The organism is Rhodomicrobium sp. (assembly GCF_047605405.1).
GTDB classification, from domain to species: domain Bacteria; phylum Pseudomonadota; class Alphaproteobacteria; order Rhizobiales; family Rhodomicrobiaceae; genus Rhodomicrobium; species Rhodomicrobium lacus.
In genome coordinates this window covers 17,712-39,111 of sequence record NZ_JASGFR010000031.1, presented here as the reverse complement: position 1 = coordinate 39,111, position 21,400 = coordinate 17,712, and the positions used below count along the sequence as shown (strand labels likewise).

At 62.7% G+C, this 21,400-nt stretch carries 21 protein-coding genes and 1 pseudogene; 16 read left to right on the top strand and 6 right to left on the bottom strand.

Going from position 1 to position 21,400, the window contains the following annotated elements; translation table 11 throughout:
- The 3 genes and pseudogenes from QM659_RS12790 to QM659_RS12780 form a co-directional block, all read left to right on the top strand.
- Positions 1–501, top strand: a pseudogene (locus QM659_RS12790) (hypothetical protein); the annotation flags it as partial.
- 204 nt (positions 502–705) lie between these two features.
- Positions 706–1,167, top strand: coding sequence for a PRC-barrel domain-containing protein (locus QM659_RS12785; protein ID WP_415188688.1), 462 nt, complete (start codon positions 706–708; stop codon positions 1,165–1,167).
- Positions 1,164–2,432: an MFS transporter gene (locus QM659_RS12780; protein WP_415188691.1), complete on the top strand. Its 1,269-nt coding sequence runs from the start codon at positions 1,164–1,166 to the stop codon at positions 2,430–2,432. The genes QM659_RS12785 and QM659_RS12780 overlap by 4 nt, the downstream gene beginning before the upstream one ends.
- Here QM659_RS12780 and QM659_RS12775 read toward each other — a convergent pair.
- On the bottom strand, positions 2,425–3,450 hold the full coding sequence (locus QM659_RS12775) for a TorF family putative porin (RefSeq protein ID WP_415188687.1): 1,026 nt from the start codon (positions 3,448–3,450) through the stop codon (positions 2,425–2,427). The genes QM659_RS12780 and QM659_RS12775 overlap by 8 nt on opposite strands.
- A gap of 166 nt (positions 3,451–3,616) precedes the next feature.
- Positions 3,617–6,145: a ligase-associated DNA damage response DEXH box helicase gene (locus QM659_RS12770; RefSeq protein ID WP_415188690.1), complete on the bottom strand. Its 2,529-nt coding sequence runs from the start codon at positions 6,143–6,145 to the stop codon at positions 3,617–3,619.
- Between the two features lie 142 nt (positions 6,146–6,287).
- Between QM659_RS12770 and QM659_RS12765 the strand changes: the two genes are divergently transcribed.
- From QM659_RS12765 to QM659_RS12740, 6 genes are all read left to right on the top strand, one after another.
- On the top strand, positions 6,288–6,578 hold the full coding sequence (locus QM659_RS12765; protein ID WP_415188686.1) for a hypothetical protein: 291 nt from the start codon (positions 6,288–6,290) through the stop codon (positions 6,576–6,578).
- Positions 6,553–7,005, top strand: coding sequence for a DUF433 domain-containing protein (locus QM659_RS12760; RefSeq protein WP_303482265.1), 453 nt, complete (start codon positions 6,553–6,555; stop codon positions 7,003–7,005). Before QM659_RS12765 ends, QM659_RS12760 begins: the two co-directional genes overlap by 26 nt.
- Positions 7,005–7,340, top strand: coding sequence for a DUF5615 family PIN-like protein (locus QM659_RS12755; protein ID WP_415188685.1), 336 nt, complete (start codon positions 7,005–7,007; stop codon positions 7,338–7,340). Before QM659_RS12760 ends, QM659_RS12755 begins: the two co-directional genes overlap by 1 nt.
- Complete coding sequence (locus tag QM659_RS12750; RefSeq protein WP_415188684.1) at positions 7,337–8,347, top strand: ligase-associated DNA damage response exonuclease; 1,011 nt, start codon at positions 7,337–7,339, stop codon at positions 8,345–8,347. The genes QM659_RS12755 and QM659_RS12750 overlap by 4 nt, the downstream gene beginning before the upstream one ends.
- 52 nt (positions 8,348–8,399) lie before the next feature.
- Complete coding sequence (ruvB, locus tag QM659_RS12745; RefSeq protein WP_127078649.1) at positions 8,400–9,443, top strand: Holliday junction branch migration DNA helicase RuvB; 1,044 nt, start codon at positions 8,400–8,402, stop codon at positions 9,441–9,443.
- A gap of 370 nt (positions 9,444–9,813) precedes the next feature.
- Entirely contained in the window at positions 9,814–10,404 is a 591-nt protein-coding gene (locus QM659_RS12740; protein ID WP_415188683.1) for a hypothetical protein, read from the top strand.
- A 270-nt stretch (positions 10,405–10,674) separates the two neighbouring features.
- On the opposite strand, the gene QM659_RS12735 is transcribed toward QM659_RS12740, so the two are convergent.
- The gene (locus QM659_RS12735; RefSeq protein ID WP_127078653.1) at positions 10,675–11,733 is read right to left on the bottom strand and encodes a L,D-transpeptidase family protein; all 1,059 of its coding nucleotides are present in this window, start codon (positions 11,731–11,733) and stop codon (positions 10,675–10,677) included.
- 1,087 nt (positions 11,734–12,820) lie between these two features.
- Here QM659_RS12735 and QM659_RS12730 point away from each other — a divergent pair.
- Positions 12,821–13,477: a response regulator gene (locus QM659_RS12730; RefSeq protein ID WP_415188682.1), complete on the top strand. Its 657-nt coding sequence runs from the start codon at positions 12,821–12,823 to the stop codon at positions 13,475–13,477.
- Between the two features lie 136 nt (positions 13,478–13,613).
- On the opposite strand, the gene QM659_RS12725 is transcribed toward QM659_RS12730, so the two are convergent.
- Positions 13,614–14,015: a YchJ family protein gene (locus tag QM659_RS12725; protein WP_415188689.1), complete on the bottom strand. Its 402-nt coding sequence runs from the start codon at positions 14,013–14,015 to the stop codon at positions 13,614–13,616.
- A 175-nt stretch (positions 14,016–14,190) separates the two neighbouring features.
- On the opposite strand from QM659_RS12725, the gene arfB reads away from it, so the two are divergent.
- On the top strand, positions 14,191–14,613 hold the full coding sequence (gene arfB / locus QM659_RS12720) for an alternative ribosome rescue aminoacyl-tRNA hydrolase ArfB (RefSeq protein WP_127078657.1): 423 nt from the start codon (positions 14,191–14,193) through the stop codon (positions 14,611–14,613).
- Between the two features lie 48 nt (positions 14,614–14,661).
- Here the strand turns inward: arfB and QM659_RS12715 are convergent, their stop codons facing one another.
- On the bottom strand, positions 14,662–16,029 hold the full coding sequence (locus tag QM659_RS12715; protein WP_415188681.1) for a TrpB-like pyridoxal phosphate-dependent enzyme: 1,368 nt from the start codon (positions 16,027–16,029) through the stop codon (positions 14,662–14,664).
- Between the two features lie 299 nt (positions 16,030–16,328).
- Here QM659_RS12715 and QM659_RS12710 point away from each other — a divergent pair, with 299 nt between their 5' ends.
- Together QM659_RS12710 and QM659_RS12705 are read left to right on the top strand one after the other, a co-directional pair.
- Positions 16,329–17,045 (top strand): TerB family tellurite resistance protein, encoded by a 717-nt coding sequence (locus tag QM659_RS12710; protein ID WP_303482241.1) that lies wholly within the window; start codon positions 16,329–16,331, stop codon positions 17,043–17,045.
- A gap of 57 nt (positions 17,046–17,102) precedes the next feature.
- Positions 17,103–17,894: an N-acetylmuramoyl-L-alanine amidase gene (locus tag QM659_RS12705; RefSeq protein WP_415188680.1), complete on the top strand. Its 792-nt coding sequence runs from the start codon at positions 17,103–17,105 to the stop codon at positions 17,892–17,894.
- On the opposite strand, the gene mutY is transcribed toward QM659_RS12705, so the two are convergent.
- On the bottom strand, positions 17,891–19,078 hold the full coding sequence (gene mutY / locus QM659_RS12700; protein WP_415188679.1) for an A/G-specific adenine glycosylase: 1,188 nt from the start codon (positions 19,076–19,078) through the stop codon (positions 17,891–17,893). The two genes, QM659_RS12705 and mutY, sit on opposite strands and share 4 nt — an antisense overlap.
- A gap of 39 nt (positions 19,079–19,117) precedes the next feature.
- Here mutY and QM659_RS12695 point away from each other — a divergent pair, with 39 nt between their 5' ends.
- The 3 genes from QM659_RS12695 (at position 19,118) to QM659_RS12685 (ending at position 21,394) form a co-directional block, all read left to right on the top strand.
- On the top strand, positions 19,118–19,747 hold the full coding sequence (locus QM659_RS12695; protein WP_415188678.1) for a DUF721 domain-containing protein: 630 nt from the start codon (positions 19,118–19,120) through the stop codon (positions 19,745–19,747).
- 96 nt (positions 19,748–19,843) lie between these two features.
- Complete coding sequence (locus tag QM659_RS12690) at positions 19,844–20,488, top strand: DsbA family protein (RefSeq protein WP_303482229.1); 645 nt, start codon at positions 19,844–19,846, stop codon at positions 20,486–20,488.
- A 120-nt stretch (positions 20,489–20,608) separates the two neighbouring features.
- A complete protein-coding gene (locus QM659_RS12685) occupies positions 20,609–21,394 on the top strand; it encodes a DsbA family protein (protein WP_127078669.1) in 786 nt (261 codons plus the stop codon).
- The last annotated feature ends 6 nt before the right edge of the window (positions 21,395–21,400 follow it).

Sequence of the window (21,400 nt, the reverse complement as noted above, 5' to 3'; positions counted from 1 at the left end):
GGCGGTTGGCGCCGTCCGGTCGCGTGGCGCGGCGGCTATGGCGGTTGGCGTCGTCCAGTCGCCTGGCGCGGCGGCTATGGCGGCTGGCGCAGACCCGTGGTGTGGCGGACAGGTTGGTATGGCGGCTGGCGTAGGCCGGTGGCCTATTACGGCGGCTGGCGTCGCCCGATCGTCTATGGCGGTGGCTGGGGCTGGCGCAGGCCCGTCGTATATACCGGCACGTGGGGTTATCGCGCGCCGGTGATCTATCGCCCGGTCGTTTACAGCTCCGGCTGGTACGGTGGCGGCTGGCGTCGACCGGTGGTCTACGGAGCCGGCTGGGGCGGCTGCAATCGTCCGGTCGTTTACAGCAGCGGCTGGGGCGGCTGGGGTGGCGGCTGGGGCGGTCCCGGCATCGGCGTCGGCTTTCGCTCCGGTTGGGGCGGCGGCTGGGGCGGCTGGGGCGGCGGCTGGGGCGGTCCCGGCCTCGGCATCGGCGTCGGCTGGGGCGGCGGCTGGTAAGGTCGTCTTGCACCACACGTGAAATGGAGCCCCGACCGCAAGGCCGGGGCTTTTTTTATGAGGGTCGGGTCGTGCCGCAAATCAGACGCCCGCGACGATGAAGAGGCCGGATCTCAGGCAGGTGGCTATACCTGCGCTCACTTGTTCCGGGGAACGGTGATCACTCATCGCTGTTACCCAGACGAAACGGCAAGGGAATGCGTCATGCGAAAATTCCGCCTTTTCCTTCTTGTCGGTCTTGTCACCGCGAGTGCGACGCCATACTCGGCAAAACCCTTTGGCCGCGAAGTGCCTTCCGACGAAGCCACACGGGATCAGTCGGGCGGGCCTGTCTTGCCTTCCGAGCGGACCGTGCTCTGGCGGGCGGAAAGCGTGTTGGGCAAAAACGTCATTACAGTTTCGGGTGAGCGCGCCGGGCGGGTTGTCGACGTCCTTGCCGATGGCACGGGCGCTGTTCAGGCGGCGGTGATCGAGGTCGGCGGTTTTCTCGGCGTCGGCAGTCGGCGCATCGCCATCTCGTGGGCTCGGTTGCGCTTCGCTTCGGACAAGCGCGATGCGCTCGTGGTGGAACTCCCTCGCGAACGCCTCGCCGAAGCGCCGGAAGTCAAGACCGGGGAGCCGGTCGTTGCGATCGGCGCGACGACAGCGGAAGGGCCGGAGCGCTGAGGGAATCAACGAGCGCGCCGGAGCACCAAGACCCACCGCTCGCCGCAGACCGCCGCAAGGCTCCCTCGCGGGAAAGCCTGCGCGGTCTCGACTGGTTCGCATTTTTTCTCGGCGACATTCAAACCGGCTTTGGGCCATTCCTCGCCGTCTACCTCACGTCTGAAAAGTGGACGCAGACGGATATCGGCCTCGTGCTGTCGGTCGGCTCCATCGCCGCGCTTGTGTTCCAGGTGCCGGGCGGCGCGCTGATCGACAGGGTTCGGTCGGAGTCCCGCGCTGCGGGCGGAGCCGTGGCGGCAATCGGTGCGAGCGCCTTCATCATCGCGGTGTGGCCGGTGTTCGCGGCGGTGGCGTTCGCGCGGGTGCTCCATGCGGCGGGAACGGCGGTTGTCGCTCCGGCGGTCGCGGCGATCAGCCTGGGGCTTGTGGGGCGCGAGGCGCTTTCTCCGCGACTTGGGCGCAATGCGCGTTACGCCGCCGCGGGCAACGGAACCGCTGCCCTCCTTCTCGGTGCCTGCGGCTATTTCTGGTCGGCGCAGGCTGTGTTTTTCCTGACGGCGCTCTTCGCCCTCCCGGCGATCACAGCGCTCTTGTATATCCGCGAGGCTGAAGTGGATGTCGCAACGGCGCATGGCGAGACTGGCGAAGTGAAAGCCTCAAGCGTGCCCGCCGGCTTGGCGATCCTTCTTCGCAAGCGCGCGTTTCTGGTTTTCATCGCCATCATCGCACTGTTTCAGATGACGAACGCGCCGCTTCTGCCGCTCGTCGGCTCCGAACTGACGACGCGCGCGAGCAACTGGGCCGTTGCACTGATCGCCGCCGCGATCGTGCTGCCGCAGATCATCGTCGCGTTGTTTTCTCCGATGGTGGGGCGGCTGGCGAAGCGGATCGGACGCCGCCCGTTGCTGCTCGCGGCGCTCGGCGTGTTGCCGCTGCGCGCGGCGCTCTTCGCCTTACTGGATGGCGCGGTGCCGCTGGTGGCGATCCAGATGCTTGATGGCGTTTCGGCTGCTGTGCTGGCCGTGCTGATCCCGCTCGTGGTCGCCGACATCTCGTTCGGCACCGGCCATTTCAATCTGGCGCAGGGCGTCGTCGGCATGTCCATCGGTCTTGCCGCCGCGATGAGCCTTCCCGCCGCAGGCTACATCGCCGACACCTTCGGCCGTCCCTCCGCGTTCTGGTGCCTTGCCGCCACGGGCGCGCTCGGCTTCGTCATAACGCTGATGCTGATGCCGGAAACGCGCCCGAAGGAGGACATCACTTGAGAATGTTGGTCTTCACCGTGAGATCGAACGACAGCTTGCCGACGAAGGCCGCGCCACACCATCTGGAGCCAAGCCCGCTCGGATTGATGTCCGTGACGTTCTTCGCGGCGTAGGTTGCGGTGTCGTCGCCTGTCAGCACGTTGCATTGCGCGGCCGAAAGATCGGTGTCGTAGTAGCGGAGGTCGAGCGTCAGCACCTCGTATGTGAAGGCGAGGCCTACGTTCCACGTGGCGTAGTCCGGCAGCGGAACATTGCCGTAGAAGTCTTTCGTATCGCCGAAGAAGTAGTTTCCCCACTCGCCCGAGATGTACCAGCCGAGACCGTCAGGCAGCAGGTTCTTGTCGGGGAGCACGTATTTTCCGGTCCATGAGGCGTAGGTGCCCGGTGCGCCCGTGTTCAGCCATGAGGGCGAATAATAGGCCGCGACGCCAAGCGTCAGCTTGTCGTTCGGTGTGTAGGTGGCCTTGCCGTAGACTTCATAGAAGTCGAGCCGTGCTTCGAGGGTATTGCACCCGCCGGTTGGTGTATAGAAGCCGTTGGTGCAGTTGAGGAAGGCAGGCTCAAGACCGTTGTAGGTACGGCCGCCGGGATACCAGTAGTACCAGAAACCGAAGTCGAACGCGACCTTGTCGAAGGTCGGACGCACGCCGCCGTAGAAGTCGACCTCTGCGAAGGCGTCGTTCGGAAAATCAAGCGTGTAGATGCTCGTGCCGGCGTAGAATTGCACGTCCTTCTGAGGCGTGTAGCGATATTCGACGTAGGAATTCCACGAGGGATTGCGGTTCGATTGACTGATGCCGCGGAAGATGTAGTCCGTTGCGGCGCCCGCGCCGATGGCAATATCCCAATCCGGGTAGGTCGTCTCGTCCTTCTTGTCCTCGGCCTTGTCTTCCTTTTTGGCCTTTTTCGCGGGCTTGGCGGAGCTTTGCTTCTCGGTGTTGGCTGAATCGTCTTCCGCCGCCATCACGTTTCCGGCGAGAAACAGAGAAAGGGCGGCAAGCAAAAGGGGTTTGCTCATGTCGGTCTCGCTATTGGCCGCCGGGCGCGGCAGGATGATCGAACGCAAACTATGCCAACCATAGGAAGAGTCGTGCTTTCTCAACAACCCGAAAGCGAGAGTTGATTTTGTGATGCACTTCATAGTTGCGCGAATGCATCACGAAACGGCTTTGCCGATTTTGTGGTCAGCTTCTCCTGATCGAGCGTCCGGCGACCTCCTCCCGGATCTCGTCCATCATGTCTTCCGCGTCGTGCACGATCGCGGCCTGCGCCAGCAGATGCTCCATGCCGGAGCCGCGCACCTGCTCGGTCCGTACATCCGTCAGCACCGGGATCGAAAAGGGCGAGGCGCGCGAAAGCTCGATGAAAAGGAAACGGTCGCGATAGCGCGTCAAAAGTTCGGACAGGCGCTTCAGGTCGAGCAATTCGCGCTCGGCATCGCGCCGCGTGACCTTGAGAAGGATGTGGTCAGGCTCGTGTCGGCGCAAGACGTCATAGATAAGATCGGTCGAGATCGTCATTTGCCGCATGGACTTGCGGGCCGCGTTGTTCTGTTGCTCGACGAGGCCGGTCACCGTCGCCACATGCCGGAAGGAGCGCTTCAGCATCGGACTTTCGAGAATCCATTCCTCCAGTTCGTCGCCGAGGATGTCGGGCGCGAGAAACCGGGCGATGTGATCGCGGGTCGCGGGGACGATGTGCGAAACCACGAGGCCGTAATCGGTGATCTGGAAGCTGATCGGCTTCTGTCCGAGATGCTCCATCCGCCGCGTGACGAGCATGCCGAGCGTCTGGTTCGCGCGGCGCCCCGCGAATGTGTAGAACACCGTCCGGTGGAAGCGGCCTTCGAGGAACTGCTCCACGAGAAGCCGGTCGGCGGGCGGGATGACCGAAAAGCGCGCCTGAAGGTCGAGCCATTCGCGCACGTCGGCCGGAAGCGTCCGCCACTCGTCCGGGTCGGCCAGCAGTTCGCGCACGCCGTCCGCGAGGAAGGTCGACAGCGGCATCTGGCCGCCCGAATAAGCAGGCACCTTCGGCTCGCCGCCCGCAGCCGGCCGGGCTTCGATCATCATGTCGCGCACGCCGACAAAGGCCAGCAGTTCGCCCGCGAAGAAGAAGGTGTCGCCCGGCGTCAGCCCCTGCGCGAAATACTCCTCCACTTCGCCGAGCACGCGCCCGCCGCGTCCCACACCGCGTTGGCCGTTGCCCGACAGCCGGACCACCTTCAGCCGCGCCGCTTCGACGATCACGCCGATATTCTGCCGGTGCCGCCGCGCCACATGCTGGTTCGCGATGCGGTAGCGTCCGTCGGGCAAGACGGTGAGGCGCTTGTAACGGTCGTAAGCGCGCAGCACATAGCCGCCGTCGATGGCAAACTGGAACAGCCTGTCGAACGTCTCCCGCGAAAGATCGGCGTAGGGAAGCGCGGTGCGGATCTCGTCGAAAAGCGTATCCGGCAAGACGGGGCCGCTGCACGCGCAACTCAGGATATGCTGCGCCACCACGTCGAGCGAGCCGGGGCCAGGCGCTTCACCATCGAGCTGGCCCTTCTCGATGGCGGCGAGAGCGGCGCGGCACTCCAGCGCCTCGAAGCGATTGGCGGGCACGAGAAACGCGCGGCTCGGCTCGTCGAGCCGGTGGTTCGAGCGCCCAACGCGCTGAAGCAGGCGGCTGACGCCTTTCGGCGCCGCCACCTGGATCACGAGATCGACGTCGCCCCAGTCTATGCCAAGCTCCAGCGCCGCCGTCGCCACGACGCTGCGGATCTTGCCCGCCGCCATCATCGCTTCCGCCTTGCGGCGCTGCTCGCGGCTGAGCGAGCCATGATAGACAGCGATCGGCAGGTTCTCCTCGTTCGCGTCCCACAGCATCTGCAGCATGAGTTCCGCCTGAGCGCGCGTGTTCACGAACACGATGGACGTGCCCGCGCGGCGGATCGCGTCGTAGATTTCCGGCACGGCATAGCGCGCCATGAAGCCGCCGTATGGCATGCGCGTCCCGTCCGGCACCAGCATGCGGATATCCGGCTGCATCGGCAGGCCGGATTGCAGAAGCGCGGCGGGCGCGCCGACCGGACCGAGCCAGGACGAGAGCGCGGCAGGGTCGGCCACCGTGGCGGAAAGCCCGAAGCGGACCGCCTGCGGCGCGAGCGCTGAAAGGCGCGACAGGGCGAGCGCGGTGAAATCGCCCCGCTTCGTCGCCGCGAAACTGTGCACCTCGTCCACGATCACCGCGCGAAGCCCTCCGAACAGGTGCGCCGCGTCCGGGGACGACAGCATCAGCATCAGGCTTTCGGGCGTGGTGAGGAACAGGTTCGGCGGCGTGCGGCGCTGCCGCGCGCGTTTCGATTGCGGCGTGTCGCCCGTGCGGCTTTCGACGCTCACGGCAAGACCCATCTCGGCGATGGGCCGCGTGAGATTGCGCTCGATGTCGTTTGTCAGCGCCTTCAGCGGCGAGACATAAAGCGTGTGAATGCCCTCGGCGCGCGTCTCGTGGATATCGATCAGGCTCGGCAGGAAGCCGGACAACGTCTTGCCGCCGCCGGTGGGCGCGATGAGAAGCGTGGACCGGCCCGCGCTAAACGCCTCGACCATCGCGCGCTGCCATGGCCGCGCTGTCCAGCCGCGCGACGCGAACCACGCCTCGACATAAGGCGGCAGCCGATGGGCGCTGCTATCGCCCGAAGCGCCTTCTCGCGGGTTAGCCTCCTGCAGAAGCTCCGATGTTCGCCGTTTCGCCAAGGGAAAGCTCTACCGATCCGGGTTATCCATGGCCGCGCGCCGCACATCGTTCTTGTTTTGTACCATATTCCGCGATAAGATCAAGCAGCTTGCAATCGCTGCGTGAGTGAGGGTGATGACAGACTCGGCCAAACCCGTTCCCGACCTTTTCGGAGAGAATGACAAAGGCTACGAAGGAACCGTACGCATTCTCGATCTTCTGGAAAAGCTTGCCGCCGCCGAAAGCTTGCAAGGCGCGGCCGCAGCGGCTGGCGTGGGCGAAGACCAGATGCGCGCGGGCCTCCGCCAAGCGGCGTCACTGATCCGCCGCGAAGGGGCGCCCGCGGCTGATGACTGGCGCGAATTGTCGGTGGCGGAAGCGCTCTCGATCCTCGCCGACCATGGCATCGGTCAAGGCAAGTCTTGACGGCGACATGCAAGCGAGCGACATTATTCTTATGGCTTTCATGGACAGAATTCAGTTTGACAAAGAGATCAGGAGTGGTCAGCCGTGCATAAAAGGCACGCGCATTGCCGTGTCCGATATTTTGGAGTATTTGGGATCGGGAATGTCGGAAGCTGAAATTCTTTCTGACTTCCCGGACCTCACCGTTGAAGATATTCGAGCGGCGCAGCTTTTTTGTGCCGATTTAGTCATTCAATCTGCGAGATTGTTCAGTTTCCAATATGCGCCCGTTAACAGCACCACTGAAGCGTATTTAAAACAGATGTTGAATAGCTTAAGAAAAATATCCGATTTCCTTGAAGATGAGCCGATTTTGGAAGAGCCTGGAAAGGCCCTTGTTCGTACGAAGCGCCTTGACGAACTGTCCAAGCTAATAGCCAAGCTATAATGTTGCTTATAGATGAGAATATCTCATTTAGAATCGTCGACGTCCTAACTGAAATTTTCCCTGGCACCATTCATGTCAAAAACGCAGTGGGCGCTGGAGCTCCTGACCGAACGGTTGCCGCCTATGCGCGGAAACATGGCTTGATAGTCGTTACCAAGGATAAGGATTATCTGGAAAATCTATCGGGTAGTGACTCATTGGAATGCAATGTCGTGTACGTGAGGCTTCCGAACTGCCGCACAGACGATATTCTGGCTTTGCTAATCGACAATGAGTACAAGATCAAAGAGCTGCGCAGCCATAATTTGGCTCGCCTCGCTTTGCCTTCGCGATGACCCACCCGCGCGAGTGGATGGAGGTGCGGCCCGAGGGGCTTTATTGCAAGCCCGGCGGCTTCTTCATCGATCCTGTCCGGCCGGTCGGCACTGCTATTGTCACGCATGGACATTCGGATCACGCGCGCAGCGGTCATGCGAAGGTGGCCGCGACGCCCGACACGCTTGCCATCATGGCGTGCCGCTATGGCGAAGGCTTCGCCTGCCGACGCATCGATCTCCCCTATGGCCAGCCGATGCAGTGGGGCGAGGCCAGCATTACGCTCTATCCGGCGGGGCATATCCTCGGCGCGGCGCAGGTGCTGATCGAACACGGCGGCGCGCGGCTCGTCGTTTCCGGCGACTACAAGCGCACGGCCGATCCGACCGCACGGTCATTCGAGGTGGTGCCGTGCGATGTGTTCGTGACGGAGGCAACCTTCGGCCTGCCCGTCTTCTGCCACCCGGACCCGCAGCACGAGGTCGAAAAGCTCCTCAACTCGCGCGCCATTTTCCCGCAAAGCTGCCACGCCGTCGGGTGCTACGCGCTCGGCAAGACGCAGCGGCTCATCGCGGAGCTGCGCCGCGCGGGCTACGACCGCACGATCTATCTTCACGGCGCGCTGATGAAGCTGACCGAACTTTACGAGACGCGCGGCGTTGCGCTCGGCCCTTATCAACCCGTGACGCCCGCCAACCGCAAGAGCCTCGCGGGCGAGATCGTGCTCTGCCCTCCATCCGCGCTCGCTGACCGCTGGTCGCGTTCGCTTCCCGATGTCATCCCCGCCGCCGCCTCGGGCTGGATGCAGATCCGTGCCCGCGCCAAACAGCAGCGCGTGGAACTGCCGCTCGTCATCTCCGACCATTGCGACTGGCCCGAACTGATCGACACCATTCAGGAGACCGGCGCGGAGGAAATCTGGGTGACGCATGGCCGCGAGGAAGCTCTCGTCCATTACTGCCGCAAGCTCGGACTTCAGGCGCGCGCTCTGTCGCTCCTCGGTTACGAAGACGAGGAGGCGGAATGAACGCCACGGTTTTGTTTTGCGCGAGCCTGCCAGAATCCGCTAGCGTCTGGCCATGACCGCACGGCTTCTCGACCGCGAAAGACAGGACGAAGACGCGGGTGAGCTTTCGCTCCGCCCGCAACGTCTGGCCGAGTTCATCGGGCAGGCGCAGGCGCGCGCGAACATGAAGGTCTTCATCGACGCCGCACGTGCGCGCGGAGAAGCGCTGGACCATGTGCTGTTCGCCGGGCCGCCCGGCCTCGGCAAGACGACGCTCGCCCAGATCGTGGCGCGCGAACTCGGCGTGAATTTCAAGATGACGTCCGGGCCGGTCATCGCGAAGGCGGGCGACCTCGCGGCGCTGCTGACGAACCTCGAAGAACGCGACGTGCTGTTCATCGACGAGATCCACCGGCTCAACCCGGCGGTGGAGGAAATCCTTTATCCCGCCATGGAGGATTTCCAACTCGACCTCATCATCGGCGAAGGGCCGGCGGCGCGCTCCGTGCGCATCGACCTTGCGAAGTTCACGCTCGTCGGCGCGACAACGCGCACGGGCCTTCTCACCACGCCGCTGCGCGATCGCTTCGGCATCCCGATCCGGCTCAACTTCTACACTGACGACGAGCTTGAAGAGATCGTGCGGCGCGGCGCGCGGGTGCTGGACATGACGATGACGGCGGACGGCGCGCGCGAGGTGGCTCGACGCAGCCGGGGAACGCCGCGCGTCGCTGGCCGCCTGCTGCGCCGGGTCCGCGACTTTGCCGCAGTCGGCGGAGTGACAGAGGTGGATCGAGCCGTCGCCGACGCCGCGCTTGGCAAGCTCGAAGTGGACAGCCTCGGCCTCGACGCTATGGATCACCGCTACCTCAGATGTATCGGCGTGAATTACAGCGGCGGTCCGGTCGGCATCGAGACGATCGCCGCGGCTCTCTCCGAGGGGAAGGACGCCATCGAGGAAGTGATCGAGCCCTACCTCCTGCAACAAGGCTTTATCGGGCGTACGCCTCGCGGGCGCGTTTTGACATTGAAGGCATTCCGGCATCTCGGCATCGCCGCGCCTCAAGCCATCCGCGACCAGCAATTGCCGCTGTTCGAGGGCTCGCGCGAAGGCTGAGTCGCCCCCCTCGAATCGCGCCTTTTGCGCTTGTCAAATTTCTCCCACAGGTTTCACACAGGGGATTTCGTAACCGTCCCGCTTTTATAATGACAAGGCGACGGGAATGACCTTTTATAAAGACAAGCAGCGAGTATGCTGCACGGGTTCCACCACGTGGTTTCAAATGCCACGCTGGTTGGAACAGAACGCCTGACGATTAAAGTTGTGCGTACGTCAGGCGCTTCTGTTACTCTTTTGTAAAGCTCCCTGTCACATAAATTTGTTGGTTCGGCCGCCCTTGCAGCGAACGGTATCATCAATTTGCCTTGATCCCAAACGACCCTGCCTGGTGTAGACGGGACAAGTGCTCTCTATTATTGTGAAGGCCATGAGCAACGCGCACAGCATCTCGAAAACAAGCTTCTCGGCTCTGAAAGTGGTGGCTCGCGCTTCCGTGTACGGAACGCTGATGGCGCTGCCGCTTTGCGGCCTCGTCACGTTCTTCGAGATGACGCGTCCGGCGCAGATGTCCGGCGCCGGTTTTTACGCCACCCAGATGGCGGAAGGCCAGACGACGCTGCCCGCGCAGGCTGGCGCACAGTCCTGGCGGCGCTCACAGCCGGCAGTGACTCGTTTCAAGGGGGTCAGCGCTGAAAGGAAGTCTGACGAGATGCCGGTCACCCCGGTGCTGTCGTCAAGCGACGCCAGGAAGGCGTTCGCCGATGCGCCGTCCGCCCACCTGCGCCCGGGACTTTACACCGAATTCGTGACGAACGATCATCGCCGTCTGGCGCTGGTGATCGTCAGCCGTGAGCCAATCACCGATCAGGTCATACCCGATAACGCCAGGCTCATGTCCATAACGGAGGCCGGAACCGGCAATGTCGTGAGCTTCGCGTGGGGCCGCTGGATCTATCGCGTCGCAATCGAGGACAAAGGCATGGAGCCCGAGGCTCCCGTTGTCCAAAAGCGGATCTAGCAGGCTGGTTTTTCGGGTTTTGCCTGCACAGTCCGGGAGCGATGAAAATCGGCTCAGCAGTGCCCGGGCCGTCAACTTGCTTCTGTTCGACCAATAATCTTATCTCACGCAGGTTTGGGGCGGCGGGGCTGTGCGGCGGTGCTGTGCGACGCACCACGCGCCGTGGAAGTCCGGGTCACGAAGCGGACACCGCACCCGCGAAAGAAAAAGCGCCCACGGCAGGACCGCGGGCGCTCTTTTTCTTCTGACATCGGGCAAGAAACGCCGCGATCAACGTTCCATCTTTTCAGCGGCGCTGGCCTTGATCGTCAGCTTGGCGTACCTGACATGCGCGCTGGCGCGCTGCCTGCAATGCGGGAACTTCAGCGGGCAAATCTTGCTGCTGATCGCCGCCTTCAGGTCATGCCCGCTCCGCGAGCCGCCTTCATTGAAGACCTTGTGAAGCGTCGGCATGGTCGCCGGAGCTTCGGGCTGCGGCTGAGGCTTCTGATCGATTGCAACAGGCTTGATGTTGTCGGAGGCGTTGCTGGCCTCGTCCTGACGCGGAGCCTGACGCTGCTTTTCGAGAGGCTTGCAGCCCGGAAGCTGGACAGCATGGCGGGCCTTGTCACCGCGGCGGTCGGCGAAATAATAGCGGTTGTCGCAGATATAGGCCATGGGCGGCAGGCGGTCGCGGTCGAACAGAAGGTCTGCGCGGCGCAAATCGGACCAGAATTCGTTCAGCTTGCGTGTATCTTCCAGCTCAGGCGCATACTTGGCAAAGCGGAAGGGCAGGGCGAGCACCGGCACATGCGACTGGCCGCCGCGCAGAGCCGCGCGAACCGCGTCGTAGACTTCCTCCACATTCGCATCCTGAATGGCGAAGCAGCCGATCGAGGAGCATTTGCCGTGAATGAGGATGCTCGATCCGCTGCGGCCGTTCATTTTGTCGAACGCATTCGGATAGTTGATGTTCATGGCGCGATGCCAGCGGGGGTTGGGGCCGATAAGGTCATCCCATTCCACGCGATACAGGCCTTCCGGGGACTGGCGATCCCCCTCGTACATCTTCGGGCCGAGGCCGCCCGCAAACTTGCAAATGCCGTAGGTCTTGAAGAGTTCGAAACGCGGACCTTTTTCGACCCAGAGTTCCAATGTCGAGGTTTGCTTGTAGATCCGGATGAAGACGGGAGAACCGAGCTTCATGCCTTTGCCTTCGAACTCTGCAGCGAGCGCATTTTCCTTCTCAACCGCGCCGCGCGCATCGCGGCTTGTGGCGGAGGCTCCCTGAAAGGACGCCAGGCACAGGACGAACGCGCTTACCAGCACGCAGGCTAAACGATACTGCATCTTCACTCCTTGTAAACTACGCCAGACCAGCGCTCGCGCCGAATGGCGGTTTGAAGCTGTCCCAAGTCATGGGAAGAACAGGCTCAAGCTTCATTTCCAGAATCGGAATGTGATCTAAGTATGACCACGCAAATACAGATTGATACAGCGTTTTAGTACAATTTTATTTAAAGATTTTATCTGCGTTAATTTCAGGAAGCCTAACTTCATAACATTGAATTTGCAAGGCAATATGTTCATGAGAATAATTCAATAACCTTTCAGGCCTGATTTTTCTTCCGAATACTGTAGAAATTAATGCGCCCTAACAGACAAGCGAAACCCGACGGAGAACCGCACAAGGCTCTGAAAACAAATCGAAAAAACATATCCCTCTGCGCAAGACCGCATCGCTGACAAGACCTCACGCCGAGTTAAAGCGCCCTGATGTCGAGAGCGATCTGCGAGCGACTTGCACAGTTGTCAGCCGCCAGGTTTAACGATCGGCGTTAATCTGTTGCGCGACGCCCCTAAGCGGCGCCTTGAGCGTATAATTGCTCCGTTGTTCAGCGCCCTGCGCGCTTTTTGCGCACTTCCACCCGCACCGCAATCGCCCGACGCGCAACCTCGGAGCGCTTCGATAACCGATCCTCAGCCAGGCGACGGCCGATTTGACAAATTCCGGGCAACCGTCAGGCGGTTTCGCCAGAACGCGCGCTTCTGTCGCAGATGTCGGCCATTATAATATTGCACACCAGCACTCTTGGCACGGCAATTGCTTCAAATCTGCTTGCGCTGCGCAAGCCGTGATGGTCGGATTGGCGTGACGTGACCCAGTTGGAACGGGAAACTCAGTCGCCGGTTGTTCGGGGAATTCCCTTGCCCCCGATAACCGGCGTTTTTTTGGGAGACCGGGGCGCGGGCACCAACCTCAGACTAACTTTCAGCTTTTCCCGAACTTTCATCTCCAGTATGGTCGGATATCCTTGCCGAGCCAATGCTTCGGGCTTTTTACTGAGGGTTCCGTTCGATAATGAGCGATGCTGCCTCCAGCGAACTTATAAAGAATATATTTCGATATGCTTCGTGCATTCTCGGAAACCGGCAATTGAGCGGTATTGCCATTATCGAGGCTTTTAAGGCGCGGGCCCTGAAGGGCGGGTCGTCGAGACTTGAGCTTTACCGCCTCGTGAACGAGTATTCCGCGTCGAATGCGCCTCTTGCCGACGTTCGCTTCAGCGGAGAGCGCGGTATCGGCGCTGAACTTCTGCGGCTTTCCGGCGAGCACCGCCAGATCGTGGCCCTGCGCGCTGTCATGGGCCTGCCGTTTGTCGACGTGGCGGAAGTGATGGGGATGACCGAGCCCGCGGTTCGGCGTGCATATATTTCATCGATTCGGGAATTGCGCGCCAAACCCGCCGTGCTGATAATCGAAGACGAAGCGATGATCGCGCTCGATCTCCAGAAAATCATCAAGACGCTCGGCCTTTCCGTCGCCGGCATCGCAAAAAATCGAGCCGAAGCCTTGCGCATAGCGGGCCAGTCTCGGCCGAAGCTGATTGTCGCCGATTATCGGCTCAGGGACGAAACCGGTATCGATGTGGTGAATGCGATCCGCGAACAGATTCACGCGGACGTCATTTACCTCACCGCTCATCCGGAAGCTGTCACCGAGCAGCTTGGCGCGGCAAGCGAAGTGGTGCTGGCAAAGCCGTTCAACCCGCGCGCACTGGTCGCCGCTGTCCAGTCGAAGCTCGCGGCGTAAGGCGGGGTTCCGAGCAGCCGCCAGAGAAGGCCAGAGCCGGGTCCGATCCATGATCCAACCCGATCGGTGAACCCGCCTTCATTTCAGGAAGAGCCCGTTGCCGATCTGATTGCGAAGCCAGCCCGCTCTGGAACGATCACGGCTGCTTTTCGAAGTCGCCATCGACATAGTACCAGCGGCCATCTTCGCGGACGAAGTGGCTCGTTTCGCGGATTTCCCACACGCGGCCATTCGCCTTGTAACGCGCGACGAATTCGACATCGGCGGTGTCGGGGCCGGTTACCTCATGACGCAGAACTTTCAGTCCAAGCCAACGGCGCGCCGATTTCTCGACATCGAGATCGGTCGGACGCGTGCTCTCGTGCCAGGTTGCGAGCAGATAGTCCTGAAGCTTCAGCCCGAACCCCGTATAGCGGGATCTCATCAGCGCCTCGGCGTCCGCCGCAGGCTCGCCATCATGCAATCTTTGGCAGCACCGCTCATAGGTAAGGTGGCTGCCGCAGGGGCAAGGCCCACGATACGTCTTTTCCTCTGTCATGTCGGCCATGTCACTTCCGTTTGCGCACGCTCTCGTAATGGCGAACAGCAATCCCGCCATCGAACCGCGTGCTAACCCGCGTTCCTTAATCCGTATCGAAGATGTCGGCGATAAGCTACAAGCGAGGGTGCCTTTTTGGGCGACAAAGCACCACAACCAGGCGGGCAGGATCGGGATGATTGCGGTTACGGACAGGATCGACCTCGACGAGGGCGAGATCGCCGTCACGTTCATCCGCGCGAGCGGCCCCGGCGGTCAGAACGTCAACAAGGTTTCGACTGCGGCGCAACTGCGCTTCGACGCACGCCGCTCGCCAAGCCTGCCTGATGCGGTGCGATGGCGACTTGAGCGCATCGCCGGTTCGCGGCTGACGAAGGAGGGCGAGATCGTGCTCACGGGCGGCAGTTACCGCACCCAGGAGGCCAATCGAAAGGACGTCATCGACAGGCTCGTTCGCATGATCCGGCAGGCCGCCATCGAGCGCCCCGTCCGCAGGCCCACGCGTCCGACGCTTGGCTCGAAACAGCGGCGGCTCGCCGGAAAGTCGAAGCGGAGCGAAGTCAAGCGCCAGCGGCAAGCACCCGCCGCCAGCGATTAGCGTGGGTTCGCCCTGCGTCATCGATTGATGCCGCAGGGCTGTCTCCGGTTACGCGGCCACGGCGGGCAGTTCGGAAAGGGCCGTCGCAAGCGCGCCTTCATCGTAGTCCTGATCGATCATCCGGCCTTCGAAATAGCTGATGTACGCGCCCATATCGAAATGGCCGTGGCCCGAGAGGTTGAACAGGATGGTTTCGGCCTTGCCTTCCGCCTTGCAGCGCAGCGCTTCGTCGATCGCGCACCGCACGGCGTGGGTCGACTCGGGCGCCGGCACGATGCCTTCTGCCCGCGCGAACTGAACGCCCGCATCGAAACACGCCCTCTGGTGATAGGCGCGCGCCTCGATCAGGCCCAGTTCATGGACATGCGAAACCATCGGCGCCATGCCGTGGTAGCGAAGGCCGCCGGAATGCGTCGCGGGCGGCATGAACGTCGAGCCGAGCGTGTGCATCTTGACGAGCGGAGTCAGGTGCGCGGTGTCGCCGAAGTCGTAAGCGTACTTGCCGCGCGTCAGGGTCGGGCAGGAGGCGGGCTCCACGGCGATGATGCGACGCTTCCGGCCGCCGCGCAGGTAGAGCCCGAGGAACGGGAACGCAACGCCGGCAAAGTTCGAGCCGCCGCCCGTGCAGCCGATCACGATGTCCGGATCGTCGCCCGCCAGCTCGAATTGCTGGATGGCCTCCAGGCCGATGACGGTCTGGTGGAGCATCACGTGGTTCAGCACCGAACCGAGCGCATATTTCACCGCAGGGTCTTTGACGGCGATCTCCACCGCTTCGGAAATGGCCATGCCGAGGGAGCCCGGGCTGTTCGGGTTTTGCGCGAGGATGGTGCGACCGGACTCCGTCTGATCCGACGGCGAGGCGATGCAGCGTGCACCATAGGTTTCCATCAGCGCGCGGCGATAGGGCTTCTGATCGTAGGACACGCGGACCTGGAACACGGTCACGTCGATGCCGAACAGCGCGCCCGCGAAAGCGAGCGATGCGCCCCATTGTCCCGCGCCCGTTTCGGTGGACAGGCGCCGGATGCCCGCTTCCTTGTTGTACCAGGCTTGAGGCACGGCGGTATTCGGCTTGTGCGATCCGGCGGGCGAGACGCCTTCGTTCTTGTAGTAGATTTTGGCGGGAGTGCCGAGCGCCTGTTCGAGGCGGCGTGCGCGGTAGAGCGGCGACGGCCGCCACATGCGATAAACGTCGCGGATCGGCTCGGGGATTTCGATCTCGCGCTCGCTCGTCACTTCCTGCTCGATGAGCGCCATCGGGAACAGCGGTTCAAGATCGGCGGGACCGGCGGGCTGTTGCGTGCCAGGGTGCAGCACCGTTGGCAGCGGCACCGGCAGATCCGCCGTGAGATTGTACCAGAATTTCGGGATTTGCGTTTCGTCAAGAACGTATTTGAGTTGGTTGTTGCTCATGCGACCTTCCACTGCTGCATTTTTAGGCAACCATACACCAGCTTTGAGGGACGTAACCGTGGCACTTTGCGGCGGCCGTTTTTGATGATGAAATTTGCGGCACATGGCATAGCCCGCGCAATGTAAATTCGTCAGGCGCATCCAGACTGGCATGCGGACAAAAAGAGACCGAAGATTTGGTCTCCTTCGGAAGGCCGATAAACTGTAAAGGCTCCTGCGGCGCTATCCCCTTTCTTTTTCAACCGGCTTTCGGCTAGGATACCTGCTGCAACTTCGCTTTGGCGGCTGGATCCGAAACGATGTCAATTTGGGGAAAACTTGCCGGAGCGGCGGCGGGCCTCGCTTTCGGCGGGCCGCTCGGGGCGCTGTTCGGCGGCGTGGCTGGCCACGCGGTGGATCGCACCCTGTCGGATTCGGCCCACGACAAGCAGGTCGCCTTCACCATGGGTGTGATCGCGCTCGGGGCGAAGATGGCAAAGGCCGATGGCGTCGTCACGATAAGCGAGATCAAGGCGTTCAAGGAAGTGTTCAAGATCCCGCCGGGGGAGGAGCACAACGTCGCGCGCGTCTTCAATCTCGCGAAGCAGGACGTCGCTGGCTTCGAGATGTATGCGCGACAGCTTGGCCGCCTTCTGCGCAACGACCGCCAACTGCTTGAAGACGTTCTTGACGGCCTGTTCCATATCGCTATTTCCGATGGCCAGCTTCTTCCGGCCGAGGATCAGTTCCTTGCCGATGTGGCGAAGGAATTCGGCTTTACCCACATGGACTACATGGGCATCCGCGGGCGGCATTATCGCTGCGAGTTGTACGACCCCTACACCGTGCTTTCCGTGTCGCCGAACATTTCGGACGCGGACCTCAAGGCGAAGTATCGCAAGCTCGTCGCGGAAAACCATCCGGACAAGCTCATCGCGCGCGGCGTGCCCGCCGAATTCGTCGAGATCGCCACGAAGAAACTCGCCGCCATCAACGCGGCCTATGACGAGATCCGGCAATCCCGTCTCGCCGTTTAGCAACGGAAGCCGGACAGGCGAACGGCTCAGCCTCAGAAAGCGTAGCGTACAGCCAGCATGACATCCGAAATTGAGACCCCATTTGAACCCGACTCCGGGCTTGTTTCGCGCATCGTCGCCGCCGAAAACCGCGAGGAACGGCGCGGGTGCACGAGCCCGAACATCCTCATCCTGCACTACACGGGCATGGAAAGCGCCGAAGCGGCCATCCGCTGGCTCGCGCTTCGGGAGTCGGGGGTTTCCTGCCATTATGTCGTGGACGAGGCGGGCGCGATCACGCAACTCGTGCCCGAAAGCCTGCGCGCCTGGCATGCGGGGCTTTCGATGTGGGAAGGCCGCGACGATGTGAATTCCCGCTCCATCGGCATCGAGATTCACAATCCCGGCCACGGCCTCGGCTATCCCGACTTTCCGCTCGCGCAGATGTTCGCCGTCGAAAAGCTCTGCCACGACATCATTGCGCGCAACCGCATCGCGCCACGCCATGTTCTCGCCCATTCGGACATCGCGCCCGCCCGCAAGGAAGACCCCGGCGAGAAATTCAACTGGGCATGGCTGGCGCTCGGCGGCATCGGCCATTGGGTCGAACCCGCGCCGATCGTGGAAGGAGACACGCTCGACACGGGATCGTGCGGCGGCGCCGTGCGCAAGGTGCAAAAGAAGCTGGCGGCCTACGGCTACGGCATCGACGTCACCGGCGAATACGATGACGCCACGAGGATTGTGGTAAGGGCGTTCCAGCGCCATTTCCGGCCCGCGCTGGTGGACGGGCGCGCGGACCTGTCGACGTTGAAAACGCTCGACGCCCTGCTGGAAGCGCTGCCAGCCGCCGACGTTCGTTTGTTTTAGCGCGTCGGCTGCATGGGGAGGCCCAGCGCTTCGAGACCGGACGCGACGGCCTTCCTCATGACGGAGGGAAGGGCGAAGGCGGCGAGATCGTCGAGCGCGGCCCATTCGCCGGAAAATACCGCCGCAGCCGAGGGGTCTGCGTTCGCGTCCGCCGCGAATACGCGAAGTTCCAGATGAAAATGCGTGAAGGTGTGCTGGACGGTGCGCGCCTGCCGCCACGCCACCTTGTTTGCCTGCGATCCGATGCCCGAAACCGCAGCATCGGTGCGCAAGTCGAACGCTTTGCCCGCCGCATCGGCCTTCGCTCGGCCCCGCTTCGGCCGCACAGCTTCCGTGCTCGCAACCACGTCATCGACCACCCATTCCGACATCGGCACTTCCATCATGCCGCCGAGCAGGCCCTTGTCCGCGCGCCGACGAAGCAGGATGCAGCCGCCGCGAACGATGACGAAGGCTTCGCCTCGTCGGGTCGGTCTCGCTGCCTTGGCCGCCCGCAATGGAAAACGCTCCGCATCCCCCGTCCCGGCGGCGGCGCAGAACGCGCGAACCGGACACATGAGACACGAAGGGGTGCGCGGACTGCAAAGGCCCGCGCCGAGGTCCATCATCGCCTGCGCGTAATCGCCGGGGCGCGATTCGGGCGTCAATTCGGCCGCGAGCTTTCGCAGCTCCGCCTTGGCGGCGGGAAGCGGCGTCTCGATCGCGAATACGCGCGCAAGCACACGCTCCACGTTCCCGTCGACAACGGCGGCGGGCAGATTGAAGGCGATGGCCGCAATGGCCGCCGAGGTGTAGGCGCCGACGCCCGGCAGCGCGCGCAGACCCTCCTCGTCGGCAGGGAAGCCGCGCTCGGCGAGCGCTTGCGCGCACGCGTGCAGGTTCCGCGCCCGCGAGTAGTAGCCGAGCCCCGCCCACGCGGCGAGCACGTCGTCGCGCGAGGCGGCGGCCAGCGCTTCGACGGTCGGCCAACGCCGCGTGAACGCCTCGAAATAGGGAATGACCGCCTTCACGGTCGTCTGCTGAAGCATGATCTCCGAAAGCCAAACGCGGTAAGGGTCGACGCGCTCGCCGGGTTTCGCACGCCACGGGAGATCACGCCGCGCGGCGTCATACCAGCGAAGCAGTGCGCGCTGGAAGCTCCCGGCGGCGAAGGCGGCCCGCGCGCTGTGCTTCTTCTGCATCATGCGCACACCAAACGGGGGCACCTGGCGTTTCGCGCCTTCATGTCATGCCTCGAATCAGCCATCGCCCAAGCTATGGCGGTCTTCAACGAACACGGCAAGAGCAGCGGCGCGAGCGCGCCGGCGGTTCCTTACAAAGGCCCGGTTTCCGTCGGGCGATTCATTGCGCCGGTCGCGGGCAAGACGCTCGCGCGGGGCGGCACGGTCATGGCGGAGCTTCTGGCCGAGTGGCCGGCGATCGCGGGCGAAAGCCTTGCGGCGCATACGAAGCCCGAGCGCCTGACGAAAGGCGCGCCGGAACCCGGCTTCGAAGGGCGCACACCGCCATCGGTGCTGCTCCTCAAGGTGGACCCGGCGAAGGCGCTCGACGTGCAATATATCGCGCCGCAGCTCGTGGAACGGATCAATCGCACGCTCGGCTTCCGCGCGGTGAGTGCGCTCCGGATCGTGCAGGGGCCAATCGCGGCGAAGCCCGCAAGGCCGGCTCGCCGCGCACCGATCCGGCCCGCTTCGTCCTTGCAGGGAGAAACCGCGTCGCCAGGCGCCGCCGCCTCGACAGGCGGCACCCCATCCGCGACGCCGGAGCCGCAAGCCGCAATTCCGCAGCCGCAAGATCGCCTCGCCGCCGCGCTTGCCCGGATGGCCGAAGGTCGAAAGGCGCGCGGCCTCTGACCGCGTCTCCCCAGGCTCTTGCACGGTCATGCTTGAATTTTGTTGTCGCGCGCTCCAAAACATCGCAAACGCGGATTTAATTCTGGGAGAGCGCTCGTGTCCTCGAAACTGAAGTTTGCAGTCTACGCCCCGGTGGCGGCCATGGCTCTTGTTCTGGGCTTGTCCACAATAGCCGACGGTCACTTCGTTTCCCCGGCCGCGGCGCAGGAAGCGGCACAACCCGCCCTGCCCGATCAGGCGCTTGGCAAGGCCGATGCGCCCGTGACGATCATCGAGTATTCCTCGCTTTCATGTCCGCATTGCGCGACCTTCCATCGCAATGTGCTGCCGGAACTCAAGAAGCAGTTCATCGAAACCGGCAAGGTTCGTTACGTGCAGCGCGAGTTTCCGCTGAACGACGCGGCCTTCGCGGGCTCCGTGCTCGCGCGCTGCCTCGATTCGAGCCGCTTCTTCGCCTTCAACGATCTCCTCTTCCAGAAGCAGGAAGACTGGGCCTTCAAGCAAGATGCACTGACGCCGCTGAAGCTCTATGCGAAGCAGGCGGGGCTGAACGATGCCGAGTTCAACAAGTGCCTTGCAAACGAAGACCTTCAGAAGAAGGTGCTGGCCGTCCGTGAACTCGGAGAGAAGCAGGGCGTGCACGGAACGCCGACGTTCTTCATCAATGGCAAGAAGTTCGACGGCGCACCCACGATCGAGGCTTTCGCTGAAGCGGTGAAACCGTATCTCGGCACGCAATAAGCAACATGAGGCGCCGCGAAAGCGGCGTTTTTCATTCATAGAGCCCAGTATGTGAAGGTCGAGGCGAGCCTTGAGGGAGGCGTCATCTCGACTTCGAGGGGCAAGCAACGGGTGGGACCGATGACCTTTTCAAACGTAGCGCGTCTTGTCGGCGCGGCGTCTTTCGCGGCACTTCTGGCCGGCTGCACCGGTGGCGTTTCATTGCCCGCCATGCCATCCATGCCCTCGCTTCCGTCGCTGTCGCTTGGTTCGGACGAAAGTGCCCAGGCTGACGCGGACAAGCCGAAGTCCGAGAAGCTGATCTCGGCGGCGGATCTCGCGGAGCCGGGCCCGCTCGGCGATCAGGTCATCGGCAAGGCGACCGCCCCGGTGACCATCGTCGAATATCTGTCGTTCACCTGCGCGAACAGCGCGAAGTTTCACGCTGAGACGCTGCCGAAGCTGAAAAAGGCCTATATCGACAAGGGCAAGGTGAAGCTCGTCCTGCGCGACTATCCGATCGGCAAGGCGGCCGCCGCCACCGCCGTTCTGAGCCGCTGCCTCCCGCAGAAGGACTATTCCAAGGTCGTGGAGAAGCTTCTGTCGACGCAACAGACATGGGTTGCGCAGGAGGTTAAGCCCGACGACATTTATAATGCTGTGAAGTTCACAGGAATAAAGCGGGACAAGTTTGACGAGTGCCTCACGAATCAAAGCATTAATGATGCGTTGGTCCTGGTGAAGCAGCGGGGCCGGGGCTTCGGCGTTTCGGGCACGCCGACATTCTTCGTGAACGGCAAGAAAATGGCCGGTGCCGTGTCGTTCGAAGAGTTGCAGCCGGTTATCGAGGCTGCGCTGGCGAATCCCGCCGCGCCAACGGCGCAGCAGCCGCAGCCCCAGCAGCACGGTTCCGGCAATCCGGCCTGACGCGAT